The sequence below is a fragment of the Mesorhizobium sp. M0626 genome (assembly GCF_040320665.1).
Taxonomy (GTDB): domain Bacteria; phylum Pseudomonadota; class Alphaproteobacteria; order Rhizobiales; family Rhizobiaceae; genus Mesorhizobium.
Window position 1 is genome coordinate 309,174 of record NZ_JAMYQD010000003.1, and the last position, 24,958, is coordinate 334,131.

Annotated in this window: 24 protein-coding genes; 13 read left to right on the forward strand and 11 right to left on the reverse strand. The window is 61.5% G+C overall.

What is annotated here, in order from left to right:
* Nucleotides 1-174: 174 nt before the first annotated feature.
* Nucleotides 175-1,155, forward strand: a complete 981-nt coding sequence (locus NKI37_RS05360) for a phosphodiester glycosidase family protein (RefSeq protein WP_245260033.1) — start codon at nucleotides 175-177, stop codon at nucleotides 1,153-1,155.
* A 422-nt stretch (nucleotides 1,156-1,577) separates the two neighbouring features.
* Here the strand turns inward: NKI37_RS05360 and NKI37_RS05365 are convergent, their stop codons facing one another.
* Nucleotides 1,578-2,054, reverse strand: coding sequence for an Lrp/AsnC family transcriptional regulator (locus tag NKI37_RS05365; RefSeq protein WP_352789479.1), 477 nt, complete (start codon nucleotides 2,052-2,054; stop codon nucleotides 1,578-1,580).
* A gap of 256 nt (nucleotides 2,055-2,310) precedes the next feature.
* On the opposite strand from NKI37_RS05365, the gene trxB reads away from it, so the two are divergent.
* Both trxB and NKI37_RS05375 read left to right on the forward strand, forming a co-directional pair.
* Nucleotides 2,311-3,285, forward strand: a complete 975-nt coding sequence (gene trxB / locus NKI37_RS05370; protein WP_023689720.1) for a thioredoxin-disulfide reductase — start codon at nucleotides 2,311-2,313, stop codon at nucleotides 3,283-3,285.
* Between the two features lie 80 nt (nucleotides 3,286-3,365).
* Nucleotides 3,366-4,262, forward strand: a complete 897-nt coding sequence (locus NKI37_RS05375; RefSeq protein WP_023671970.1) for a LysR family transcriptional regulator — start codon at nucleotides 3,366-3,368, stop codon at nucleotides 4,260-4,262.
* Between the two features lie 22 nt (nucleotides 4,263-4,284).
* On the opposite strand, the gene NKI37_RS05380 is transcribed toward NKI37_RS05375, so the two are convergent.
* The 3 genes from NKI37_RS05380 to NKI37_RS05390 all read right to left on the reverse strand — a co-directional run bounded on the left by NKI37_RS05380 (nucleotide 4,285) and on the right by NKI37_RS05390 (nucleotide 8,665).
* On the reverse strand, nucleotides 4,285-4,782 hold the full coding sequence (locus NKI37_RS05380) for a methyltransferase family protein (RefSeq protein ID WP_023711177.1): 498 nt from the start codon (nucleotides 4,780-4,782) through the stop codon (nucleotides 4,285-4,287).
* Between the two features lie 725 nt (nucleotides 4,783-5,507).
* Nucleotides 5,508-7,559, reverse strand: coding sequence for an elongation factor G (locus tag NKI37_RS05385; protein WP_023711178.1), 2,052 nt, complete (start codon nucleotides 7,557-7,559; stop codon nucleotides 5,508-5,510).
* Nucleotides 7,560-7,804: 245 nt separating this feature from the next.
* Entirely contained in the window at nucleotides 7,805-8,665 is an 861-nt protein-coding gene (locus NKI37_RS05390) for an alpha/beta fold hydrolase (protein WP_023711179.1), read from the reverse strand.
* 148 nt (nucleotides 8,666-8,813) lie between these two features.
* On the opposite strand from NKI37_RS05390, the gene NKI37_RS05395 reads away from it, so the two are divergent.
* Together NKI37_RS05395 and NKI37_RS05400 are read left to right on the forward strand one after the other, a co-directional pair.
* Nucleotides 8,814-9,365 carry a methyltransferase family protein gene (locus tag NKI37_RS05395; protein ID WP_023695759.1) on the forward strand — a complete coding sequence of 184 codons (552 nt, stop codon included), beginning with the start codon at nucleotides 8,814-8,816 and terminating at the stop codon, nucleotides 9,363-9,365.
* Between the two features lie 48 nt (nucleotides 9,366-9,413).
* Entirely contained in the window at nucleotides 9,414-9,809 is a 396-nt protein-coding gene (locus NKI37_RS05400; RefSeq protein WP_023695758.1) for a (R)-mandelonitrile lyase, read from the forward strand.
* Nucleotides 9,810-9,868: 59 nt separating this feature from the next.
* Here the strand turns inward: NKI37_RS05400 and NKI37_RS05405 are convergent, their stop codons facing one another.
* Nucleotides 9,869-11,071, reverse strand: a complete 1,203-nt coding sequence (locus NKI37_RS05405; protein WP_023744327.1) for a pyridoxal phosphate-dependent aminotransferase — start codon at nucleotides 11,069-11,071, stop codon at nucleotides 9,869-9,871.
* 274 nt (nucleotides 11,072-11,345) lie between these two features.
* Between NKI37_RS05405 and NKI37_RS05410 the strand changes: the two genes are divergently transcribed.
* A complete protein-coding gene (locus tag NKI37_RS05410) occupies nucleotides 11,346-12,245 on the forward strand; it encodes an EAL domain-containing protein (RefSeq protein ID WP_023828094.1) in 900 nt (299 codons plus the stop codon).
* Nucleotides 12,242-13,102 (forward strand): EAL domain-containing protein, encoded by an 861-nt coding sequence (locus NKI37_RS05415; RefSeq protein ID WP_023689726.1) that lies wholly within the window; start codon nucleotides 12,242-12,244, stop codon nucleotides 13,100-13,102. Before NKI37_RS05410 ends, NKI37_RS05415 begins: the two co-directional genes overlap by 4 nt.
* 100 nt (nucleotides 13,103-13,202) lie before the next feature.
* Here the strand turns inward: NKI37_RS05415 and NKI37_RS05420 are convergent, their stop codons facing one another.
* Nucleotides 13,203-13,403 (reverse strand): hypothetical protein, encoded by a 201-nt coding sequence (locus tag NKI37_RS05420; RefSeq protein WP_023671961.1) that lies wholly within the window; start codon nucleotides 13,401-13,403, stop codon nucleotides 13,203-13,205.
* Between the two features lie 230 nt (nucleotides 13,404-13,633).
* Entirely contained in the window at nucleotides 13,634-13,846 is a 213-nt protein-coding gene (locus tag NKI37_RS05425) for a cold-shock protein (RefSeq protein WP_015316174.1), read from the reverse strand.
* Between the two features lie 298 nt (nucleotides 13,847-14,144).
* Between NKI37_RS05425 and NKI37_RS05430 the strand changes: the two genes are divergently transcribed.
* Nucleotides 14,145-14,471 (forward strand): hypothetical protein, encoded by a 327-nt coding sequence (locus NKI37_RS05430; RefSeq protein ID WP_352789506.1) that lies wholly within the window; start codon nucleotides 14,145-14,147, stop codon nucleotides 14,469-14,471.
* 162 nt (nucleotides 14,472-14,633) lie between these two features.
* Here the strand turns inward: NKI37_RS05430 and NKI37_RS05435 are convergent, their stop codons facing one another.
* A complete protein-coding gene (locus NKI37_RS05435) occupies nucleotides 14,634-15,215 on the reverse strand; it encodes a methylated-DNA--[protein]-cysteine S-methyltransferase (RefSeq protein WP_023691537.1) in 582 nt (193 codons plus the stop codon).
* A 258-nt stretch (nucleotides 15,216-15,473) separates the two neighbouring features.
* On the opposite strand from NKI37_RS05435, the gene NKI37_RS05440 reads away from it, so the two are divergent.
* Nucleotides 15,474-16,322, forward strand: coding sequence for a transglycosylase SLT domain-containing protein (locus NKI37_RS05440; protein ID WP_502896358.1), 849 nt, complete (start codon nucleotides 15,474-15,476; stop codon nucleotides 16,320-16,322).
* Between the two features lie 5 nt (nucleotides 16,323-16,327).
* A complete protein-coding gene (locus NKI37_RS05445; RefSeq protein WP_352789489.1) occupies nucleotides 16,328-16,816 on the forward strand; it encodes a GNAT family N-acetyltransferase in 489 nt (162 codons plus the stop codon).
* Nucleotides 16,817-17,103: 287 nt separating this feature from the next.
* On the opposite strand, the gene NKI37_RS05450 is transcribed toward NKI37_RS05445, so the two are convergent.
* On the reverse strand, nucleotides 17,104-17,442 hold the full coding sequence (locus NKI37_RS05450; protein WP_023697061.1) for a hypothetical protein: 339 nt from the start codon (nucleotides 17,440-17,442) through the stop codon (nucleotides 17,104-17,106).
* A 325-nt stretch (nucleotides 17,443-17,767) separates the two neighbouring features.
* On the opposite strand from NKI37_RS05450, the gene NKI37_RS05455 reads away from it, so the two are divergent.
* The 3 genes from NKI37_RS05455 to NKI37_RS05465 all read left to right on the forward strand — a co-directional run bounded on the left by NKI37_RS05455 (nucleotide 17,768) and on the right by NKI37_RS05465 (nucleotide 19,716).
* Nucleotides 17,768-18,319 (forward strand): DUF4142 domain-containing protein, encoded by a 552-nt coding sequence (locus NKI37_RS05455; RefSeq protein ID WP_352712055.1) that lies wholly within the window; start codon nucleotides 17,768-17,770, stop codon nucleotides 18,317-18,319.
* A gap of 301 nt (nucleotides 18,320-18,620) precedes the next feature.
* Nucleotides 18,621-19,085 carry a cupin domain-containing protein gene (locus NKI37_RS05460; RefSeq protein ID WP_023823444.1) on the forward strand — a complete coding sequence of 155 codons (465 nt, stop codon included), beginning with the start codon at nucleotides 18,621-18,623 and terminating at the stop codon, nucleotides 19,083-19,085.
* A gap of 238 nt (nucleotides 19,086-19,323) precedes the next feature.
* A complete protein-coding gene (locus NKI37_RS05465) occupies nucleotides 19,324-19,716 on the forward strand; it encodes a Rid family hydrolase (protein ID WP_352789492.1) in 393 nt (130 codons plus the stop codon).
* A 51-nt stretch (nucleotides 19,717-19,767) separates the two neighbouring features.
* On the opposite strand, the gene NKI37_RS05470 is transcribed toward NKI37_RS05465, so the two are convergent.
* Together NKI37_RS05470 and carB are read right to left on the reverse strand one after the other, a co-directional pair.
* On the reverse strand, nucleotides 19,768-21,177 hold the full coding sequence (locus NKI37_RS05470) for a hypothetical protein (protein WP_352789494.1): 1,410 nt from the start codon (nucleotides 21,175-21,177) through the stop codon (nucleotides 19,768-19,770).
* Nucleotides 21,178-21,377: 200 nt separating this feature from the next.
* Nucleotides 21,378-24,881 carry a carbamoyl-phosphate synthase large subunit gene (carB, locus tag NKI37_RS05475; RefSeq protein ID WP_352712059.1) on the reverse strand — a complete coding sequence of 1,168 codons (3,504 nt, stop codon included), beginning with the start codon at nucleotides 24,879-24,881 and terminating at the stop codon, nucleotides 21,378-21,380.
* Between the last annotated feature and the right edge of the window lie 77 nt (nucleotides 24,882-24,958).

The following is a 24,958-nucleotide window of genomic DNA, read 5'->3' on the forward strand; positions in this document are numbered from 1 at the left end:
GGTTAGCTTGAGCGTTTCACCGTTTCGCAGAAACGGCGAGCCGATCCATTTCTTTGCTTTGACGCTATTCCCCAGGAAAGCACCACGCTCTTTTGCGGAAAAACTGCAGAGATCAGACATCATTCAAGCAAGAAATTTGCAGATGTCATTCCATCGAAGAACGAGGGGAATTCATTGAAGAAAGCAATCTCTGTTGCCGTTGTCTTGTTGATATTGGCTGTGCTTTCAGCCGTGGGGTATGTCTGGCAAAAACACGGCGTGTATGGGCTCAATGCACTTCTTCGCCGCGGCGGAAGCTACTGGATCGCCGTTGCACCCGACGATGCGCGTCTCTCGCCTGCCATGCAGCTTGCGTTGAAATCGGAAATTCCTGATGTGACCGCTGGAGCCAGCTCATGGAATGAAACCGAGCCTGGATTCCAGGTCAGAGAAATCCCCGTCATGGCGGGCGACCGTGAAATTGACCGGCTCTATCTCAACCGTTTCGATCCAGCCAAATTCCGTTTCGTTGCCCGTAACGAGCCCAGTGGTGCCAAGGACATCGACCAGTGGGAAGCGGCACTCAATCCACAAGGCACAGGCGGCACCGTTCTGATCGTCAATGGCAGTTATTTCGGACTGAAGGGCGAAGCCGACACGCCCTTTGTCAGCATGGGTGCGAGGCTCGGGCCGGATGAATACGATGCGAAGGCCGGCGCCTGGTTCGTGAATGCCTCCGGCACGCATGTGGTCGATCTCAATTCACGTGACTGGCGCGCAGTCACGGAGAATGCCGAAAACGCTATGGTTTCCTATCCATTGCTTGTCGGTGAGGACGGCCGCAACAATGTACGCGCCAAGAGCAACTGGTTGGCCAACCGCACCTTTATCGCGGAAGATCGTCAGGGCTGGATCATCGTCGGTTCGACCAAGGACGCTTTCTTCTCGCTGGACCGGCTAGCAAACTTCCTGTTGCAGACCGACCTCGATCTCAAGACGGCGCTAAACCTCGATGGCGGGCCTGTTGCCTGCCTCAGCGTCCGCTCCGGGAACTACCGGTTGAAACACTATGCCAAGTGGGAAGCCCAGGTCGCGGATGGCGACGTCTCACTGCTTCAAGCACCGCTAGATGTGCCCTGGGGATTGCCTGTTGTTCTCACGGTGGAGCGCAGGTAGCAGATCCTGCCCTTGGCAGGGTGGGTCAAAGTACTCCCGATTCCGTAGCTGAAACCGGATGGCATATTCAACCTTGGCCGCTCATGTTCACGCAATCTGACCCGGAATACCCTACGATTTCGGCGCCAGAATTCGCTTTCTGGCTCATATTCGTCGTCAACATGATTGTGATCGGCGCGGCGTTCTCGCGTCAAAAAACATTTTCCGTCTCAAATGGTTGCCGCATGTCATCACATTCGTCTGGCTTGCTTGCTCACCTATTTTGCTAGCCTTTTTAGCTTTGCCGGAGATGTCCCCTGGTGAGAGCCCCGGCCCTGGGGACGGCTTCATTCTTTTGCCAGTTGTCGGAGAGGTAGCAGTGTGTCTGTTGGGGTATGTCTTGGTCGGCGTCGCACATGCTTTTTCGAAGTTAATCTCGCTTATCAGGCGCTGAACGCCACCAGCCCTTCGTCCTTGACGCGGCGGATGGTCAGCGCGGTGCGCACCGTGTTGACATTCGGCGCCGAAGCCAGTTCTTCGATGACGAAGGTCTGGAAGGTGCCGAGATCACTCGCCACGCAATGCAGCAGGAAGTCGGATTCGCCCGAGACCATCCAGGCGTCGCGCACGATCGGCCAGCCGCGAGTGCGCTCGGCGAAAGCTTTGAGCTCCGCGTCGGCTTGGTGATGCAGGCCGATCAGGCAGAAGGCGACGACATCCATGCCGAGCGCCGGCGCGTTGAGCAAGGCGCGATAGCCTCTGATGATGCCGGTTTCCTCCAGCCGCCGGACACGGCGCAGGCAGGGCGGGGCGGAAATGCCGACACGGCTCGACAGTTCGACATTGGTCATGCGCCCGTCGGCCTGAAGCTCGCGCAGAATCTTCCAGTCGATGGCATCGAGGTCGGCTTTCAGGGGCATGGCGGTCTCGGCTTAGCGCAAGAATCTTTCGCGCTCTCGTCCTTAAACGACTTTTGTGTCGATGCCAGCCCTTTGGTCGGGCGATTTCGCAACCGTAACGAAAGCGGCCATTGCGCGAATAAGCCTGTAGGCCGAAGCTTTCCGGGGACGACGGCCTGATCGTCTTGCTGGTGTGGTTGGCAACCCTTACATTACCAGCAACATTTCACGTCGTTTTCCAAGGCACACTCGATTGTCTGCCCCGCAGAGGCTTTAGATGACCACCAAGCACGCGCCTGTCCTTATCATCGGTTCCGGCCCGGCCGGCTATACCGCCGCAGTCTACGCCGCGCGCGCCATGCTCAAGCCGATGCTCGTAGCAGGCTTGCAGCAGGGCGGGCAGCTGATGATCACCACCGATGTCGAAAACTATCCGGGCTTCGCCGATCCGATCCAGGGCCCGTGGCTGATGGAGCAGATGCTGAAGCAGGCCGAGCATGTCGGCACTGACATCGTCAACGACATCATCACCGAGGTTGACCTCAATGTGCGGCCGTTCCGCGCCACGGGCGATTCCGGCACCACCTACACGGCCGACGCGCTGATCATTGCCACCGGCGCGCAGGCGAAATGGCTGGGCATCCCCACCGAACAGACCTTCATGGGCTTCGGCGTGTCGGCCTGCGCCACCTGCGATGGTTTTTTCTATCGCGGCAAGGATGTCGCTGTCATCGGCGGCGGCAATTCGGCGGTGGAGGAGGCGCTCTATCTCTCCAATCTGGCGAAGAGCGTGACCGTCATCCACCGGCGCAACGATTTCCGCGCCGAGCGCATCCTGCGTGAGCGGCTGTTGAAAAAGGACAATGTCCGAGTCATCTGGGACACGATCGTCGACGAGATCACCGGCCGGCCCGGCAAGACGCCGCTGCCGCCTTCGGTCGAAGGGCTGAAGCTCAGAAATGCGGTGACCGGCGAGGTCACCCATCTCCAGGTGGACGGCGTGTTCGTGGCGATCGGCCATGCGCCGGCGGTGGAATTGTTTGTCGGCAAGCTGAAGCAGAAGCCGAACGGCTATCTGTGGACGGCGCCAAATTCGACCCGCACCGATGTGCCCGGCGTGTTCGCCGCCGGTGACGTAACCGACGACATCTACCGTCAGGCGGTGACCGCCGCCGGGCTCGGCTGCATGGCCGCGCTCGAGGCGGAAAAATACCTGGCCGGCATCGAGGTGCACCGCGAAGCGGCGGAATAAAATCTATCAAGACGGCGTCGCAAGCCGTTCAAAAGCCTGATTTTTCATTCAGACGCCAAGAACAGAACGAGGGGAATTCAATGGCGTTGGACTGGGACAAGCTTCGCGTGTTTCACGCAGCGGCGGAGGCTGGGTCGTTTACCCATGCCGCCGAGACTTTGCACCTGTCGCAATCGGCGATTTCACGCCAGGTCAGCGCGCTCGAGCATGACGTCGGGGTGCCGCTGTTCAATCGCCATGCCCGCGGCCTAGTGCTGACCGAGCAGGGCGAAATGCTGTTCCGCACGGCGCATGACGTGCTGATGAAGCTGGAGACCATCAAGTCGAAGCTGACCGAGGCAAAGGACCGTCCCTCAGGCGTGCTCAGGGTGACGACGACAGTCGGGCTTGGCGCCGGTTGGCTGACCGAACGGGTGCAGGAGTTCATCGAGCTCTATCCCGAAATCAGCCTGCAGTTGATCCTCGCCAATGAGGAACTCGACCTCACCATGCGCCAGGCGGATTGCGCGATCCGTCTGCGCCAGCCGCAGCAGCCGGACCTGATCCAGCGCCGCCTGTTCACTGTGCATTTCCACCTCTATGCCTCGCCGTCCTATGTCGGCAAGCACGGCAAGCCGACCTCGGTCGCCGATCTGAAGAACCATCGCATCGTCACTTTCGGTGTGCCGGTGCCGTCGCATCTGTCGGAGCTGAACTGGCTGGAAACGATCGGCGATTTCGACGGTGGGCAAAGGGTGCCGACGCTGCAGATCAACGACATCTTGTCGATCAAGCGCGCCGTGCAGGGCGGCGCCGGCATCGCCATGCTGCCCGATTACGTGATCTCCAAGGAATCGGATCTGGTGCAGCTTTTGCCGGAGACCGAGGTGCCGTCCTTCGACACCTATTTCGCCTATCCCGATGCAATGAAGAACCAGGCCAAGCTGCACGTCTTCCGCGACTTCATCATCGCCAAAGCGCGCAGCTGGTCATTTTAAACATGCCCTTGGGAGGTGCTGGTCACCCCCGCCAAGGCGTCAGCCGTGGCAGCCAGCCGGGAACATTGCGGCGGTAGGTCTCGTATTCGCCACCGTAGCGGCGGGCGAGAGTCGGCTCCTCATAGAACCTGACGAAAGAGCCCATGACGATCGCGCCGATGGCGGCATAGGCAGCGACGCTCCAGCTTGAAAACAGCAACGCCTGGCCGAGGATGATCGACAGCACGGCGACGTACATCGGGTTGCGGACATGGCGGTAGACGCCGCCGATCACCAGTCTCTCGGTGGGCGCGACAGGCGCCGGCGTGCCGAGGCCTTCGAGCGCGAAGCGGGCAAAGGACTGGACGAGCAGGGCGATGGCCGCGACAATCAGGATGGAGCCGGCCGGCACGAAGCCGGGCACCGTCGACAGCGGCAGACGGTAGCGGTCCGTGAGCAGCCAGGGCACCAGCCCGGCGACGACACAAGGTGCGGCGATGAAGAAGACCGCGCTGCCGGCGATCGCCTGGGGTGTCCGCATGTCAGGTCTCCCTTCTTCCGGCCGACCCTTCCCATCCCGCTGCCGCAAAAATAAACGCCTGGTGCCCGATTCAACGTCATTCGGCTTTTTGCCCGCGAGCGCGAGAATCAGCCCGACTTGCGGTTCTGCGAAGGCAACAGCATGGTCGCGCCATTCATTTGGCAACTTTTCGTGGTCCTATGGCCCCTAGACATGGGTTAGACCACAGCCTGTACCTTTTTGCATGCGTGTGTTGCAAAATAGATGCTTGTTTCTTGGGCATGAACAGCACATATATAGATCATCTCCTGGGTGCGTTCTCCTCCCATTAGCGCCCTCGAGTGTTCCCCTCTGGAGGTTAGCCTTAACAGGCACTTCCAATCAAACTCAGCCGGATCTTCATTGATCCGGCTTTTTTGTTTCCGGGCCTGCCGTAGCCAGCGAAAAATCGAGCAAAATCGCCGCGTAACAGTGACATGTAACCTCAGGTAACATGCCGCAGGCGTGATTCATCGTTTAAGCAGATCATAGGACGCGGTGTGGTTCGACCGGGAGATGGGGGCATCACTCGGAAGATCCGGGCTCAGGCGGCTACCGCGTCCGAACCTATTCGTCTGTCAGTGCCGTATGGCGCGGCGGATACGTGCGGCGGACCTGCCGTTTTCCTCCCAAGAAGACGGTCCGCAATAAGAGCGGCGTCCGGATCATCCGGGCGCCGTTTTTTGTGCGGATCATCCTTCGGCCTGTCAGGCAGCCTTGCCGTTGGCGTTCATCGCCTCGTCGGCCAACCGTCCGGTCAGCTCGGCCATGTGATCGAAGGCGCAACGATAGCTGGCGACGCCGGAGGTCGCCGAGCGCAGTTCGATGATCAGGTCGCCGATCTCGGCCTGCGGCATGGTCGCCTCCACGACATCCCATCCCGGCCAGTCAGGCCGCGCGTCGTAGCCAAGGATCTGACCGCGCCGTTGCGGGATCAGCGCGATGATCTTCGAAGTGGCTTCGTACGGCGTGACGATCTCGACCTTCATGACCGGCTCGAGCAGCACCGGCGAGCAGGCCGCCATGCCTTCCTTCATGGCCAGCTTGGCCGCCATCTGGAAAGCCATGTCGGAGGAATCGACGGCGTGGTAGGAGCCGTCGGAGAGGTTGACGGCGACATCGACCACAGGGAAGCCGAGCGGGCCGGATTTCAGATAATCGCGCACGCCGGTTTCGACCGACTGGATGTAGGTCTTGGGCACGACGCCGCCGGTGATGGTGTCCGAGAACTGAAAGCCGGAGCCGCGCGGCAGCGGCTTGATCTCGATCACCACATCGCCGAACTGGCCATGGCCGCCGGACTGCTTCTTGTGGCGGCCGCGCTGCTGCACCGTCTTTCGGATCGTCTCGCGATAGGGGACGGCAGGCGCATGGCCTTCGACCGGAATCTGATTCTTGCCTTCCAGCCGCTCGCGCACGACCCGCAGATGCATCTCGCCATGGCCGGACAGCACGGTCTCGGCCGAGTCCTGATTGTGGCGCAAGGTGAGCGAGGGATCTTCCTCGGCCAGGCGCTGGATGGCCGCCGACATTTTGACCTCGTCCTTGCGCTCCTTCGGCCGCAGGGCAAAGGCAAAGACCGGCTGCGGCGGCGTCAGCGTGACCAGCGGCTTGATACCGCCCTTCGTGGAGCTCAACGTCTGGCCGGTCTTGACCTCGTCCAGCTTGCCCAACGCCACCGTGTCGCCGGCCTTGGCAGCGGTGAGCTTGGACTGGTCCTTTCCGAGCATCTTGTAGATGCCGGAGACCTTCGCCGTCTCGCCATTCGACAAATAGAGTTCGGCTGCATCGGCGATCTGGCCGGAGAGTACGCGCGACACGGACAGCTTGCCGCCATGCGCGGTGTGGATGGTCTTCATCACCTGGACCACGGTGTGATTGCCGTCGGGGACGCCGAGCCGTTTGCGCGTCGCCTCGACATCCGGTGCGTCATGGCGGATCGCCTTCAAAAGGCGCAGCACGCCGTTGCCTTTTTCGGCGGTGCCGATCAGCACCGGCGTTATGGCGCCGGCGCGCAGGTCGGCGGACAGATCGTCGAAGACCGCGTCTTTCGGCGGCTCGATCTCCTCCAGCAACTGCTCCATCAACTGGTCGTCATGGTCGGCAAGCGTCTCCAGCATGGAGAAGCGAGCCTCCAGTTCGCGCGCCTTGTCGTCAGTTGGAATTTCGGCAACCTGGCTTTCGGCATATTCGCGGTAGATGTAGGCGCGCTCCAGCGCCAGGTCGATCGAACCGATCACCACATTGTCCTTGCGCAGCGGAATCTGGCGCAGCAACAGCGGCGCCGCGCTCGTCGGCTGCAGCATCTTCAGCGTATCGCGTACGCCGGCGATTGCCTTGTCGACCTTGTTGAGGAACAGGATGCGCGGCACGCCGAGATCGTCGAGCTTGCGCATGATGAGCTGCAAGGCTGGGATCTTCTTCTCGTCGGCCTCGGCGACGACCACCGCGAGATCGCAGGCTGCCAGCACCGGCTCGGCCTCGAAGGAGAATTCGATCGATCCGGGACAGTCGACGAAGGTGATCTGCTCGCCCATGAATTCGGTGGTGGCAAAGGTCGCCTCGACGCTCATGGCGTGCGCCCGCGCCTCGGGCGAATGATCGGAAACGGTGCTTCCCGATGAAACGGGATTTTGGCGGGGGATGGCGCCCGTACGGGCGAGGATGGCTTCGAGAAGTGTCGTCTTACCGCTTGCAAAGGGACCGACTATGGCAATGCATTTCGGTCCCGTGCGTCGTCCTCCGGCGCGAGTACCCATGGCTGACCTCCACTCAGGCGTTGCCCTTGGAGTGCGATCAGCAAAAGTGGAAACGGTTTTGCGCCGATCGCACCCTGTCGTGAGCGGCGGCCGGCCTGTTCGACCGTCGCGGGCGGGGTTGTTTTCATTTAGCCACCTGCCCAACCCATCGTCCCACGGGTTAGCCGGGAGGGCAAGGAAAATAGAAATCGCGCCGCCGTCAGGCGGCCGAGGCAAGACCCGGGGATCAGAACCGTCGGGCGATTTCAGCTTGCCTGAGTGCGGCGCGTGGGCGTGGCGGCTGCACTCTGCTTCACCACCATCTCGGCGTAGCGCGACAGCAACGGGTTGAACAGGTCCGGACGTTCCCAGAAGGGCGCATGGCCGGCGCCTGGTATGACATGGCACTGTTCCCACAGCGAGCTGTAGGCGACGGTCTCGAAATAGCTTAGCCGCACCAGCGGATCATGCTCGCCATTGATCACCGCGACGGGGAACGGAGCGTGCTCGACCACCTGTTTCTGGTCGGCGCCCTTGCCCGCAAACATGGAGCGCGCCACGCCGGCGCGAAGCCGACCGTCGGTGCGCCTGATGGCTTCGCGGAAAGACGGACTGGCGGTGTCGCCGTAGCACAGAGCCTCAAAACGCTCGATGTCGCGTTCGGAGTAGACCTTCTTGGAGGCGAGCAGCATGTCCCAGTTGGCGTGAAAGCCGCGCAGCATGCCAAGCGGCCCTCGCGACACCGGCGGCGCTCCGGTCAGCACCAGGCCGCTGACCGCATGGTGAAAGCTGGCCAGTTCGACCGCCACATGGCCGCCGAGCGACCAGCCGAAGATGATGGCGTGGCCGATGCCCAAAGCGTCGAGAAGCCGGGCTGTGGTCTGGGCAAGGCCGGTAATCGTATAGGCGGTCGCCGGGTCGCGGGCATCGGAGGACTCGCCGTGGCCGGGAAGGTCGAAGGCGATCAGCCGATGGCCGTCGGCAAGCGGGCTATCGAACTGACGGGCAAACACGGCGCGCGAACTGCCCGAGCCATGGATCATGACGATGGGCATGCCGGACCCAGACGACTGGCTGAGGCGCAAGTCGGCCTGCGGCGTGCGGATGGTGCGGTGAGTGATGCTCATGCTGGATTAGACCTTGAGATTTGCCTGACCGCCAACATCGCATCGCTGGCTCTATATGTTCTTTAAACATGTGGTTAAGAAACGATTTCTAAAGAGATAGCCGGCACGAACCTCCGGCTCCATGGCAACCACCCGCGGAATCCCGACAATGGAACCAGTCCTCGATCTTCTTGTCTCGATCTGCAGCATCGCGACGCTTGGCCAGTATGTCTGGTCGATGCGGGCGCATTTCCAATCGCAGGCGATGTCTCCAGGCGCCATGGTGATTTCGGCGGCGGTCATCGCCACGGCGCTGTTCTTTCTCGCCATCCTTTGGATCCAATCGCAGCCGGGTTCGGCAAAGCTCACCGGACTTGCCGTCGAACTGGCGAGCTCTGCCCTGTTCTGGTGGGCGATTGTCACGTCGCGCAAGGCGCGGTTGCGCTTCGCCTTCGCACCCGACGATCCGCACAGCCTGCTGACCGACGGCCCCTACGGCCATGTCCGCCACCCCTTCTATACGTCCTACATCGTCTTCTGGATCGGGTGGGGGATCGCGATCTGGTCGGTCTGGGCGGTGGTGCCGGTCGCCGGGATCGCTATCCTCTATGTGTTTGCGGCGCTGGACGAAGAGAAGAAATTTTCGCGCACGCCGCTGGCCGGAGCCTACGCGGACTATCGCGTACGTGCCGGCCTGTTCTGGCCCCGGCTGGGGTGGTAGCCGGCACCGGGGCAGGGTAGGTTCTGCCAAACTTAGGGGTCACCAGAGATGAAGATCATTGCCTGCGGCAGCGTGCCGACCCTCATCGCACCGGAGAAGTATTTCACTGGCCGCGTGCTGCAGACGCCCATCATCGAGAAGGAAGCGCCGGCGCGGCTGCGGGCCACGCTGGTCAGCTTCGAGCCTGGCGCGCGTACCCACTGGCACACGCATCCGCTCGGCCAAACGCTCTATGTCACGTCGGGCGCCGGCCTTGCGCAGACATGGGGCGGGCCGATCCAGCAGATCAAGGCGGGCGACGTGATCTCGTTCGAGCCGGGCGAGAAGCACTGGCACGGCGCGGGTCCAAAGACGACAATGACCCACGTCGCCATGCAGGAAGCGCTGGACGGCGTCCACGCAGATTGGATGGAAGCGGTCACCAGCGAGCAGTATGGCGGCTGAGGTCTGCTCCTGACAAAAACCCGGCTCGAAGCCGGGTTTCATGTCTCGGTGCCGCCAGTTCAGGTCAGCGATGCCGTGAACCGCTGGATGCGGGTGCAGGCTTCCTCCAGCAGCGTCTCCGACGTGGCGTAGGAGATCCGGAAGTTGGGGCCGAGGCCGAAGGCCGAGCCGAACACCACTGCGACACCCTCGCCTTCGAGCAATTCGGAGCAGAAAGTCTCGTCGGTGTCGATTATCTTGCCGGCTTTGGTCTTCTTGCCAATCAGCTGGGCACAGGACGGGTAGACATAGAAGGCGCCTTCCGGCGACGGGCAGGTTATGCCGCGCGCCTGGTTGAGCATCGACACGACGAGGTCGCGACGGCCCTGAAAGATCGCCTTGTTCCTGGCGACGAAATCCTGCGGGCCGTTGAGCGCCTCGACCGAGGCCCATTGCGCGATGGTGCAGGCGCCCGAGGTCTGCTGGCCCTGGATCATGTCCATCGCCTTGATCAGCTGGACGGGACCCGCGGCATAGCCGATGCGCCAGCCGGTCATGGCGTAGGCTTTCGAGACGCCGTTCATGGTCAGCGTGCGCTCGTAGAGTTTCGGCTCGACCTCGGCGATCGTCCTGAAGACGAAGTCGCCATAGGTCAGGTGTTCGTACATGTCGTCGGTCAGTGTCCAGACATGCAGATGCTTCAAGAGCACGTCGGCCAGCGCGCGCAGCTCGGCTTCCGTGTATGCGGCGCCGGACGGGTTCGACGGCGAGTTCATCAACAGCCATTTGGTCTTCGGCGTGATCGCCTTTTCCAGCACGGCGGGAGTCAGCTTGAAACCATTGTCGATCGAAGTATCGGCGAACACCGAGGTGCCGCCGCAGATCGCCACCATTTCGGGATAGCTGACCCAATAGGGGCGGGGGATGATGACCTCGTCGCCTGGGTTCAGCGTCGCCATGAAGGCGTTGAACAGGATCTGCTTGCCGCCGGTGCCGACAATGGTCTGCTCGGGCTTGTAGTCGAGATTGTTCTCGCGCTTGAATTTTTTCGCGATCGCCTCGCGCAGCGGCGCGATGCCCGAAACCGGCGGGTACTTGGTCTCGCCGCGGCGGATCGCCTCGATCGCCGCATTCTTGATGTTGTCGGGCGTGTCGAAATCCGGTTCGCCGGCGCCGAGGCCGATAATGTCGCGGCCGGCATTTTTCAGCTCGCGGGCTTTCTGCGTCACCGCGATGGTGGCGGAAGGCTTTACGCGGGCAAGGGCGTCGGCAAGAAAGGCCATGGCCAGATATCTCCAGAGGGGTCGGCGCAACCGCAAACAGCTGCGGCGCCTCTCATGTCGCATCGACCCGGCAAGTGCAAGCATTGTCGGATGAGCCAGGGTCAAGGACCCGTGGAGATCGGCTTTTTGGAGCGCGTGCATGACGGTTTCACTCTGCGTTGCGGGCTCTGCAATCGACGCCTATCCCCGGCAAGACTAAATTCATCAACGGCCGCTAAAACCTTTGACGGCAGGATCGCCAGCCATTTCGCCTGTCTCGCGGAGCGAGGGACCCTTGTCGCGCAGCACCGGGCTTGCCCACATCATCCGTCACGATGACGGCACCGCTTCAGGTGTCTGGGGTCCCTACACGCTGCAGAGCGCCTTTCAGCCGATCTTCGCCTTCAAGGAGAGCAAGCTCTCGATCGCAGCGTTCGAGGGGCTGATCCGGCCGTTTCGTGACGGCGAGCCGCAATCGCCGATGAACTTCTTCCGCACCTGTCCGGCCGGCGACCGCCTGCATATCGAGGCGCTGACGCGCACGCTGCATTTGCTCAATGCCGGCGCCTGCCTGCCGCAAGAGGCTTCGATCTTCGTCAATTTCGATCCGTCGGTGTTTACCGAGCGCTCCATCGCCGATAACGCGCTGCGCGACATGCGGCTGGTGCTGCACGAAGCCGGGATCGATCCGCGCCGCATCGTGTGCGAGGTGACCGAGCAGAAGTCGGCGTCGCAGGAAACGCTCTACAGCTTTGTCGAGGCGCTGCGGGCCAATGGCTTTCGCATTGCCGTCGACGATTACGGCGCCGATGAATCCGACATCAACCGCATCAAGGAGCTCAAGCCCGACATCGTCAAATTCGATGCGCACTGGATCACGCAGCTCATGGAATCCGGCGCCGGCTTTGCCCTGCTGACTGCCATGGTGACGAACTTCGAACTACAGGGCATCCGCACGGTGTTCGAAGGCATCGAGGAAGGCTGGCAGCTTGAATTGGCCGAGAAATCCGGCGCATCGATGGTGCAGGGCTTCGTGCTGGCGAAGCCGGAACTGGCGCCGACCAGCTTTCGCGCTTTCGGCAAGGATGGGCAGCCATCTGTCGCGGCGGCCGAGCCTGGCAAGACGCCTGCCGGCCCGACTGCAGCGCCTCCGGCGCGGCCGGGCAGGGTGTTCGGGCGCAGGACCGGGCCATGACCGGGCAGCGCGAGAGGCGTCGCGATATCGGCGAAGCGATCTTTGCCGACGAGGTCGGCATCGAATACGGCGTCTACGGCGCGTTCCGGCTGAAGAGCGCCTACCAGCCGATCTTTGCGCCACGCGGTGGCGCGTTGGCCGCGGTTGCCGTCGAGGCGCTGATCGAACCGCAGCGCGCCTCCATGCCGGTTGCACCGGCCATGTTCTTCGACAGTGTTGCGCCGGGCGACCGCCTGTTTGTCGAGACGATGTGCCGGATGCTGCATCTGAAAAACTTCCGCAACATCGGCGTCGACGGGCTCGACCTGTTCTTCAATTACAATCCGATGATCAACGATCATCTCGGGCGGGCGCTGGCCGAGATCCGGCTGATGACGCGGCATCTCGGCGATCTCGACCTGCATGCCGCCATGCTGGTCTGCGAGATCACCGAACAGGCGGCCGACGATAATGTGCTGGCCCCGCTGGTGCGAGAGATGCGGCGCCACGGCATCCGCATCGCCATCGACGATTTCGGCACCGGCCACTCGACCGCGGAGCGGATGAGCCTGCTCCAGCCGGATATCGTGAAGATCGACGGCGGCTGGTTCGCCGAATTCTGCCGCCACGCTGCCGCCGAGCGCTTCTTCCGGCCGCTCGTCTCGTCGCTGCACGATCGCGGCGCCAAGGTGCTGGTGGAAGGCATCGAGCAATCCGTGCATCTGCGCGTCGCGCTGGATGGCGGCGTCGACCTGCTACAGGGGTTCCATCTCGGCCGCCCGGCGCTGGCCGGCACGATCTTCAACCGGGAGCCGCTGTCGATCGAGGCGCTGCTTGGCGCCGACAACAAGGTGGTGCCGCTGCATCTGCGGCGCTGATTTGTGCTCGCGCTTGCCGCCGCTTCGCGGCTCGTTCCGGACCGGACGCCAACGGGCGCGATGCCCGGTTGGGCTTGCGGCCTTCGGCCGTAGCGCGCATTCAAAGAGGGCGAACTCGGCCCGCGTGAAGTTCAGCCAAAGCCTGCTCGGCAAACTTATCCAGCCGGCCAGCCTTGGCGTCCGCCTCGATCTGCATATCCCACACCTCTGCCTGATACGCTGCGAACCATTTGGTAAAGGCCTTTAGTTCTTTGGTGTTCAGGGCTGCGATGGATCTTTCAATCTGTTCGAGCTTGGTCATGGGGCGATACTAGCATGGCCATCGTCCAATTCCAGACAAACAAAAAGGCGGGATAAATCCCGCCTTCCCATTTTCGCTAGCCTGATCGGAGCTTTAAGTCCGGGCCGGCAGCTATCTGCTGATCCAGCTTGTCGGGTCTTTCCGCTCCAGCGCGCTTCTCGCGCGACCGTCAGTACATCCGTGACTTGCCGCGCGCCCCGAACTCTCGTCCGGCGCGCGCTATCGCAAAATCAGGCTGCCTTGCTCAGAGAACCAGCGGACGACTTGCCTGTGCGGCGGTCCTGCTCGATCTCGAAGTTGATTTTCTGGCCTTCGACCAGGGTCGACAGTCCAGCGCGCTCGACAGCGGAGATGTGAACGAAAACGTCCGCACCGCCCGAATCAGGCTGAATGAAGCCGAAGCCCTTGGTGGCATTGAACCACTTGACCGTACCAGTTGCCATATGAATAGTCCTCGCATTTGCTTTGGTTTGACCGAACCGAGGTTCAGCCGGTTTGTATCGAGATTTTGGAGATAGACGTCAGCAAACGCGAAGATCGCGAGGCCCGGATCGATCGGCCGAAATATCAATGGAGCTGATATAGGCGGGTTTCGCACCAAAAACAAGATGGCTCGAAAAATGGCGTTGCGGTGGCGCCGCCCAAAGGCCGCCCCAATCGCATGAAAGCGTCCAGCAATCGGGAAGATCGGGACGCCCGACGGCGTTAGTCCGGTTTTGGGAGACTGTCATGAAAACGGTTGTGAAAACCATTCTGCTTGCTGCCTGCCTGACGCTGGCGGCCGCCGAGGCGCAGGCGATCTCGCGCTACGACCCCACTCGTATGAGCTGCGACAGGGTGCAAGGCACGATCGCGCGCCAGGGCGCGGTCATCCTGCGCTATCAGTCCAGGCGTGTGCCGGGGCTGCCGCTCTTCGACCGCTATGTGCAGAGCCAGCAATTCTGCAATGTCGGCGAGATCAGAAAGCGCGCCTATGTACCGAGCGCCGATACCGAATCCTGCCCGGTCTATCTCTGCAAGCGGATCGAGAACGACCATTTTCACCGCCGCTTCCTGCGCCGTCATTAGGCATATTGATATTCAGGTGAGGCCGGCCTGCGAACGATGGTCTTCTGCGCGTCCGGTGCCCACGTACATTAAGCACGCTCCGCTCCGGTTCTCGAAGACCATAGTTCTCGGTGCGGCCTGACCTGAATCTCAACATACCCAGCCGGCATACCATTCAAGCTCTTAGAACCCGAACGAGACCTGCGCCGCCGGCGGCGGGCCGACGCGCACGCCTTCCATGGCCAGCATCTTTTCCTTGGTGGCCGAGCCGCCGGGCGCCGAGAAGCCGCCGATCTTGCCGCCCGCGGCTAGAATCCGATGGCAGGGGATGACCAGCGGCACCGGGTTGGCGCCCAGCGCTGCCCCGGTTTCGCGCGGCAGGCCGGCTTGGCCGGCGCGCTTGGCCAGTTCGCCATACGTGGTGGTTTCGCCGTAATGCAGTTTTCGCGCCGCGTCGTAGATGGCGAGACGGAAGTCGTCGACGCCGTCGAGATCGACCGGCACGCCGGAGAAATCGACGTCCTCGCCTGTGGCATACGCCTTGATCGAGGCGATCAGCTCGACCACCCATTGCGGCTGCCCAGTGTTCGCAGTGGTATTGGCGGCAACACCGGCATGCCGCATCAGCCGGCGCTCCACTGCTTCGCGGCTCCTTTCGGGCAGGCAGAGCCGGATCAGGCCCTTTTCGCTCCAGGCGATGCCCATGAAGCCGATCACTGTTTCTAACACTGCGTGGCCGGCTGTGATCGAAGATGCCGTTTCCATGATGCGCTCCTTTCCGCAAAGCGGCGAAAACCGGGATACCAACCGGTACATATGCAGAACAATATGGCATCTGATCCCGGCTCTCGCCACCCGAAAACCACCAGATGGTCCCGATTGCCCACCAGGAATCGCTGGTGTAAGGACTTCTTAACAACCGACAAATCGGACCCGCGCGGCTTGCCAGCAAAGTTCAACCTTATCGCAATCTCTGTGATCGTCGGCGCAGCTGCCCTCAGCGGCTGCCAATCGACCTCGCAAATGAAGGCTACGCCTGCGCTGACCGAAACCGCGACCGCTGCCGGCAGCGATGCCGGCTTCACCGTGCCGCTGCCTGATACGGTTTCGGTGCTGCCGCAATCCTCGGGCATAACACCCGTCCAGGCGGCCGAAGCAACTCCCGCCACACCAGCACTTGCCGCCGCCCCGCAGCCGGCTGCCGCGACCGCGGCCTTTGCCGGCGCGACGCCCACGGCCCCGGCCCTGCCTGCGGTGATGGCCGCCAACGCTTGGCAGGCGCCTGCGCCTGCCAAGGCCGGACAGCCGGTCGCGGCGCAATATACGACCGCCAGCCTTGTCATGCCGGCGACCGCCAAGGGCGGCCAGAACGCCATGCCCGGCGTGCAGCAGGTAGCCTATGTCGTGCCGCAGAACCCTGCTTTCCTGGGCCAGTTCCCCGCCGCGCCCCTCGGTCTCCCGGAAGAAGAGCATGCGACCGGCATGCGCGGCGACGTCGACCGGCTGATCCAGAAATACGCTGCTCTCTACGAGGTGCCGGTCGATCTGGTGCGCCACGTCGTCAACCGCGAAAGCACCTACAATCCCAAGGCTTACAATAACGGCCATTGGGGGCTGATGCAGATCAAGCACGCGACGGCGCGCGGCATGGGCTATGACGGGCCGGCCAAGGGCCTGTTCGACGCCGAGACCAATCTGAAATACGCGGTCAAATATCTGCGTGGCGCCTGGCTGGTGGCGGGTGGCAACGCCAAGAAGGCCGATTGGCTCTACCAGACCGGCTATTATTTCGACGCCAAGCGCAAAGGCCTGCTCGAGGCCACCGGCCTCGGTGTCGACCGCAAGCGCCGCCGGCTGCAGCCCGACGCCTGAGCGCGATGCCTGAACCGCGCCCGCCGGCTCCAAACGACATCCGGCTGCGCAAGATCCTCGACGAGACGCTCGTTGCACCGCACTGGCCGGCCGGCTTTGCCATGCGCTGCTTCGAACATGGTGACGCGCAGCCCTTGCATGCGCTTTTGACCGAGGTGTTCGACGACGGCACCGACGGCCCGTTCGACGAATGGTGGCCGCGCATATCCAGCGATGCCGAATTGGACCCGGCGCTGTGTTTCCTGGTCATCGACGCCAAGGGACGGCTGGCGGCGGCAGCGCTGTGCTGGACGAGGGCCTTCGTCAAGGACCTCGCGGTCCATCCCGAAGCGCGCGGCAAAGGAATTGGCGAAGCGCTAATGTGGCAGGCTTTCAACGCCTTTCGCGATCGGGGCGCGGCCCATGTCGACCTCAAGACCAACACGGTCGAGAACGCCGCCGCGCTCAGGCTCTACGAGCGGTTGGGAATGATGCCTGTCGCCTGGGAAGGGTAAGGGCTTTTTTCTTGCCGCAATTCCCTGGGGAAAACGCTACCCGCTTTTCCCGGGAAAACCGGTTCCCACCTTTCCTGGAATTGCTCGAGCGCTGTTGAAAACCTCCGGATTGTGAACTGCTTCACATTGGCCGCCGCAACCGGATGCTACCTCACCATCCATGCCTTTCGACCGATGGCGGATCGACGACTGGCAGATGTGGAGGGGCTGCACCGGCATGTGTTCAGCCGCTCCTTGGCGGGTCCCAGGCGGGGGTTTGGGGCCCGCCAGTCGTTTTACGGCAGCCCTCAGATATCGGGCGCATTGCCGATCTTCTTTTTGAGCTCAAGCGCCCAGGCGCGGCCCTCGTCGCCGCCCCACAACAGCCAGGCGATATGGCCGGCCGATGGATTGTCTTCATTGCCGTAATTCTTGCCGCGCTTGTCGACCTCGTGGCGGGCGAAGTAGCTGACCATGCGGCGGATAGTGGATGGCGCCAGCTTTTCGCGGTTCTTGAGTTCCGTCGCCCGCGCCACGCCGATCTCGGTGCCGCCCCGGCCGAATTCTCTTCGCAGCCTCAACCCCTTGGCGGCATTGTCGGCCACCACTTGCGGGCAGCGCAGATCGATCTCTTCATCCTCTTGCATGTGTCTCCCCAGCTCCGGAAATCTAACCTGCAGACGCAATACAGGGAAGTGCAACCGGCTCCCAATGCAGCGCCGTCCATTAGGATCAGCGCGCCATCGGCATCTGCGAGATCCTGTGGAACCTTATGGATTTCACGCCTGAGGGTCGACCGAACTGGAACGAACAGCTGCAATATGGCGAGGCGTGCTGTCCTGAGGTTTGTCCGCCAGGGGCTCGGGACGGCTCTTCGGCAGATGGTCGCTGACGAATAGTTCTCCGGACGCAACCCTGCCGCCAATGCCGCGTTTGATTAGCCGAGGGAAATTTTCAAATCGGAGACCTCAGATGAAAACGCTTCTCACCATTGCCGCCGTCGCCTTGTTCGCCGGTGCCCCTGCCGCCTTTGCGGCCAACTCGACTGCGGTCGCGCCTGCCTTGGCCGCCAGCAAGGTCGATACCCCAACCTTCGTCAAGACCGTGCCTAGCTCCAACGAATTCGAAATCCAGTCGAGCAAGCTCGCGGAGGAGAAATCCAAGGCGGCTGACGTGAAGAAATTCGCCAAGCAGATGGTCAAGGACCACACCAAAGCCGGCAAGGAGTTCAAGGCGGCGCTGAGCCAGGGCCAGACCACCGGTTCGACCAAAGCCGCGGGACCGGCCCTGCAGCCGAAGGAGCAGGCAATGCTCGACGAGTTGAAGAGCGCAAGCGGCAAGGATTTTGACGCCAAGTACATCCAGATGCAGACGGACGCGCACAAGGAGGCCGTTGCCCTGTTCAGCACCTATGCCAACTCGGGCGACGACCCGGCGATGAAGGAATTCGCCAAGAAGACGCTGCCGACGCTGCAGATGCACGAGAAGCACGTGAAGGAACTCGCGGCCGCGCATCAGGGTTGAGGGTTGGTGACTGGCCAGCAATAGCATTCTACGGCGCCCCCTCTGTCCTGCCGGACATCTCCCCCACGAGTGGGGAGATCAGCAGCGTCGGCGCCGTGCTTTTCTACCGACGGTGAAAATTGGCGAAGGCTGAGGCGACAGCCAATCTCCCTGCTTGTGGGGGAAATGTCCGGCAGGACAGAGGGGGGCGCCGTAGAGTGCGACGGCCGATGCCTGCCGTTGGCAAGGCATTGCGGCAAAGTGGCTCTGTGGGTGCGCCGGCAGTGACATACACTGCCGCCACCAATTCAATGGAGCTCCCATGCCCAAGATCGACCTGTCCACCGTGCCTGTCCGCAAGGGCTCCGGCTACCCCGCACCCTTCGACGCCCCTTGCGCCGAGCGCACGCGCCGCCGCCTCGGCGATGCCGGCGGGCTCAGCGATTTCGGCGTCAATCTGATGACCCTCCCGCCCGGTGGCTGGTCGAGCCAGCGCCACTGGCACAGCCATGAGGATGAGCTCGTCTATGTGCTGGAAGGCGAACTGGTGCTGGTCGAGGATGGCGGCGAGACGGTGCTCAAAGCCGGCGACTGCGCGACGTTCGCCAAGAACAGCGGCAACGGCCATCACATGATCAACCGCTCGTCGGCAACGGCGCGCTATCTCGAAGTCGGCTCGCGCAATCCCGACGATGTCATCACCTGCTCCGATATCGATATGATGAGCCCGAGTTCAGATGGCCGGTTCCTGCACAAGGATGGGACGCTGTATCCGGGGCAGGGGTGAGGGCTGGACCATGCTTCGGCGCTGGTGTTCGCTGGGTGGGGGGATAAGTTCCTCACGATTAAAGGTGGCGCCGGCCCCCTCATCCGACCGCTTCGCGGCCACCTTCTCCCCGCTGGGGAGAAGAGGGAAGCGCTGGCGCTGACCGGCTCCTCTCCCCTCGGGGAGAGGTCAGCCGAGCGAAGCGGAGGCTGGGTGAGGGGGCCTTGGCGCCAGCTTGGCAAACAAAGGGAGCATCACCGTGAAAAAAGAAGTCATCGAAGTGCCCGTGATGTCGGCCAAGGTGCGGGCGCTCGGGCTGCCCTGCTCGACGGCGGTGAGGGCCAACGGCTTCGTGTTCATCTCGGCGACGCCGCCGGTGGACATGGTGACCGGCGAGATGGTGCGCGGCGACATCGAGGTGCAGACCGAGGCGTCGCTGAAGGCGCTGAAACACTGCCTGGAAGCGGCCGGCACCTCGCTGGAAAACGTGGTGATGGTGCGCATCTACGCCGTCAATTCCGGCTTCTACAACGCCATCAACCGGGTCTATGCCAGGTATTTCAGCGTCAACCCGCCGGCGCGCAGTTTTGTGCCGGTGGCATCATGGCCGATGGAGTTCGATATCGAGATCGAGTGCGTGGCGATGGCGTGAGGAGCGGTGGCAGCCGCCGTCTCTGGCGTTCCAATCCGGCCGTGCTATTTTCTATGCGGCCGCCTTATCAGTCTCATCGTTGTCCGCCTTGCTACCCCGCCTAGCTAGCATCGATAGAAGTGTACTCGCGTAGCTTTTGCTTGGAGCATATAAATAATCCTCGCTCATATGATGCTTAAGATGCTCCTTTAACATCTCGATCTTAGTCTGTGTTCGGAGTTCATATCGCTCATCATTGGTTAATTCCATTTCGTCTTGGGAAGCGTAAGAGACGTCAGTGGCAATGATGCTTATTTTGTAGAGGTCCTGTCTCTTGCGGTTGATATTTATAATTTCCGATATTAGACGATATAGAATTGAATAGCACACAGCTAGGACTGATGCCGATATGATCACATACGGTGCTCGTGAGATCAGGAACTCGATGATTCCCATTTGATTATTCTGAAGGAAGAAATCCAATAGTCGCTCAGAGTTTAAAAATAATCTAGCTGTTACTAGTCCAATTATTAAAATTGGCACAGCGCAAATTCCAGTATATAGCTTAATGTTGTTTGTTCCTTGTTTGACATAACCGGCAATTTCGGTTGGAAATAAATTTATGTTATTCTTTAACTCCCTAAGTATCGCCTCTTTGCTGGATATTTCGGAGCTAAGTGCTTTCCTGTCGGCATTTAGCTTGTCAATGTTTAGTTCTATCGCCGTCACGCGCTCGTTGCGCTCGTTCTCAACCGAAACACCAATCGCAATTCGTCTTTCAACCTCGTCAGCTGTGTCGGCTAATTCCTGCACCTTCGCGTTGAGGTCTTTGATTTCGGATTCTCCTGCCTCAATCGCGTCATTTTGGTTGGAGATTTCTAAGCTGTTTTCTTCAATTTTGTTAAACGAGACTTTGGCTTCTTCAAGATAGGCCCTAAGAGAGTTTTCGATTTTTTCCCGCTCGCCTGCAATATCGTCAAAAAGTTTTACGATCGCGGAAAAGTATTTCTGCTCAACTCCCTTAATTTCGATTCTTGTTATGGTTGCCGATTTCCAGAATCGTTCACTCGGCCTAATTCCGAAGCCGTTTACAAATCTATTCGGCTCAAAATTAAAAGATGATCCGTCATATCGTTTCGACTCTTCGGTTCTGCCACCGTTCGACCCGTCTACGAAGCTAATCTCCATTTCATGGTGTTCTTCATAACCGGTCGCAAAAACTTTTATCGAAGTTATATATACGGTATCGACAAGGTCGAAACTGAGCCACTCTCTCTTTGCTTTGAGGAGATTTACTGTATTCTTGTTACCAACCAGCTGAGTGGATTTTCGCGATCGATGCGAAAAGAATGAAATGTCAATTTCCTTTGTAGGAGGAATAGTTGACGCGCTAGCTAGCTCTTGGATTCCAGATAAATCGAGCTGGGTCGGTGGCGCTGGGAGGTCCACTGCAGGCGTTATAGGGGCTTTGTCCGTGGCCATAGAATATCACTTTCGGAAAATCCAAAGTACCATTCTACATAAAGTTGAGTTTCTGAGAAGTTATTTCGCGACCCATTCACAGCAATTGCCGGAGCTATCATTTTGTGTTTTTCTGGTCAATTTCGGTTGTCCAAAATCCTTATAGAGAAAATGGAAACTGCTTGCCATCTCCGAAAGATGTGGTGAGAGCGCCAATTGCGTCAAGCAAAATACTCCTGCAGCGGCCGAACCTCCAGGCTCCCCGCCTTCAGCGCCGCAATCGCCTCGGCCACCGCCGCGGCGCCCGACAGCGTCGTGTAATACGGCACCTTCTGCATCAGCGTTGCGCGGCGCAGCGACTTGGAGTCCGACACCGCCTTCTGGCCGTCCGTCGTGTTGAAGACGATCTGGACCTGGCGGTTGCGGATGGCGTCTTCGATGTGGGGGCGGCCCTCCAGCACCTTGTTGATCTTCTGGGCGTCGACGCCGTTTTCGGCGAGGAAGCGGGCCGTGCCGGATGTCGCCAACACCTTGAAGCCCTGGCCGGCGAGGCGCTTGACCGCCGGCAGGATGCCGGCCTTGTCCTCGTCGCGCACCGAGACGAACAGCGTACCGGAGCGGGGGAGATCAACGCCGGCGCCGAGCTGGCTCTTGGCGAAGGCGAGCGCGAAGTCGCGGTCGAGGCCCATGACTTCGCCGGTCGAGCGCATTTCCGGGCCAAGCAATATGTCGACGCCGGGGAAGCGGGCGAAGGGGAAGACGGCTTCCTTGACCGCTATGTGGCCGGGGTTCCTGGGGTCGGGCATGGCGCCGTAATGGGCGAAGGCATCTTCAAGTGTCTCGCCGGCCATGATGCGGGCGGCGATCTTGGCGATGGGACGGCCGATGGTCTTGGCGACGAAGGGCACGGTGCGCGATGCCCGCGGATTGACCTCCAGCACATAGACCGTGCCGTCCTTGATCGCATACTGCACGTTCATCAGGCCGCCGACATTGAGCGCGCGGGCAAGGGCCGCCGTCTGGCGCTCCAGCTCGTCGACCAGCTCGGAAGGCAGCGAGTGAACGGGGAGCGAGCAGGCGCTGTCGCCGGAGTGGATGCCGGCCTCCTCGATGTGTTCCAGAATGCCTGAGACGAATGTCGACTTGCCGTCGCAGAGGCAGTCGACATCGACCTCGATGGCGCCGGAGAGATAGGTGTCGAACAGAAGCGGGTTCTTGCCCAGCAGCGTGTTGATCTGGCCTGTCTTGTCGTTGGGGTATTTCTGCTTGATGTCCTCCGGCACCAGGCCGGGCACGGTGTCGAGCAGGTAGCTCTGCAGCATGCCTTCGTCATGGATGATCTGCATGGCGCGGCCGCCGAGCACATAGGAGGGGCGCACCACCAGCGGGAAGCCGAGCTCGCCGGCGACTAGGCGCGCCTGCTCGACCGAATAGGCGATGCCGTTCTTCGGCTGGGTCAGGTTGAGCTTATGAAGCAGCTTCTGGAAGCGGTCGCGGTCTTCGGCGAGATCGATCATGTCGGGCGACGTACCGAGGATCGGGATGCCGGCCTTCTCCAGCGCATCGGCCAACTTCAGCGGCGTCTGGCCGCCGAACTGGACGATAACGCCGACCAGTTCGCCCGAGGCCTGTTCGGCGCGCAGGATCTCCAGCACGTCCTCCGCCGTCAGCGGTTCGAAGTAGAGCCGGTCGGAGGTGTCGTAGTCGGTCGAGACGGTCTCGGGGTTGCAGTTGATCATGATCGCTTCATAGCCGGCGTCGCGCAGCGCGAAGGCGGCATGGCAGCAGCAATAGTCGAACTCGATGCCCTGGCCGATGCGGTTCGGACCGCCGCCAAGGATGACGACTTTTTTCCGCGCTGACACTTGCGCTTCATTGGCCAGCGCGCCGGCGAAGGGCACTTCGTAGGTCGAGTACATGTAGGCGGTGGGCGAGGCGAACTCGGCCGCGCAAGTGTCGATGCGCTTATAAACCGGATGAACGTCGAGCTTTTCACGAATCTTCGCAATCACTTCGGCGTCGGTCTTCGTCAGCGAGGCGAGGCGGGCATCGGAGAAGCCCATCGCCTTCAGCATGCGCAGATTGACGGCGTCTTGCGGAATGCCGTGCTCGCGGATGCGGGCTTCCATGGAAACGATGCCGGCGATCTGTTCGAGGAACCACGGGTCGATCTTGCACATGGCGTGCACGTCTTCCAGCGAGGTGCCCATGCGGATCGCCTGCGCCACCATGCGCAGCCGGTCGGGCGTCGGCGTGCCGAGCGCGGCGCGGATGGCGTTGCGGTCGTCGGCGTGGTTGGCAGCCACGGCACCGTGGCCGAGGCCGGGGATCTCGATCTCGTCTAGGCCGGTGAGGCCGGTTTCCAATCCACGCAAAGCCTTCTGCAGGGACTCCTGGAAGGTGCGGCCGATGGCCATGACTTCGCCGACCGACTTCATGGCGGTGGTCAGCACCGGCTCGGCGCCGGGGAATTTCTCGAAGGCAAAGCGCGGGATTTTGGTGACGACGTAATCGATGCTCGGCTCGAAGGAGGCGGGCGTGGCGCCGCCGGTGATGTCGTTCTCCAGCTCGTCCAGCGTGTAGCCGACGGCGAGTTTTGCCGCGATCTTGGCGATGGGGAAGCCGGTCGCCTTCGAAGCCAAGGCGGAACTGCGCGAGACGCGCGGGTTCATCTCGATGACGACGAGGCGGCCATCGGCCGGGTTGACGGCGAACTGCACGTTGGAGCCGCCGGTCTCGACGCCGATCTCGCGCAGCACCGCGATCGAGGCGTTGCGCATCATCTGGTATTCCTTGTCGGTCAAGGTCAGCGCGGGCGCGACGGTGATCGAGTCACCGGTGTGTACGCCCATCGGGTCGATATTCTCGATCGAGCAGACGATGATGCAATTGTCCGCCTTGTCGCGGACGACCTCCATCTCATATTCCTTCCAGCCGAGCACGCTTTCCTCGATCAGCACTTCGGTGGTCGGCGAGGCGTCGAGGCCGGACTGGACAATGTCGTAGAATTCGGCGCGGTTGTAGGCGATGCCGCCGCCGGTGCCGCCCATGGTGAAAGACGGGCGGATGATGGCGGGCAGGCCGACATGGTCGAGCGCCTGGGCGGCAATCGCCATGCCATGGCTGATGTAGCGCTGCTTGCGGTCGCCTTCGCCGAGGTTCCAGCGGGTTTCCAGCGCGTCGAGCGCGGCATCGAGGTCGGCAGGCGCCTCGGCCTTTACGGCGGCGCGCTCGGCCTCGTGCGTCTTGCGGTCGGCGTTCTTGACATCGGTGGCATTGGCAAGCATCGACTTCGGCGTTTCCAGGCCGATCTTCTTCATCGCCTCGCGAAACAGCGCCCGGTCCTCGGCCTTGTCGATCGCCGTGGCGTCGGCGCCGATCATCTCGACATTGTAGCGTTCGAGCACGCCCATGCGGCGCAGCGACAGAGCAGTATTGAGCGCGGTCTGGCCGCCCATGGTCGGCAGCAGCGCGTCGGGCCGCTCCTTGGCGATGATCTTGGCGACGACTTCAGGCGTGATCGGCTCGATATAGGTGGCGTCGGCCAGTTCCGGGTCGGTCATTATGGTGGCCGGGTTGGAATTGACCAGGATTACGCGAAAGCCCTCTTCCTTCAGCGCCTTGCAGGCCTGTGTGCCGGAATAATCGAACTCACAGGCCTGGCCGATGACGATGGGGCCGGCCCCGATGATCAGGATCGACTTGATGTCGGTGCGTCTTGGCATCGTTGTGAGTTCCGTTCGGCGAGCGGCTTGCACGAAAAACCGGGACGGGAAGACCCGGCCGGTTGTGCTTGCGATTC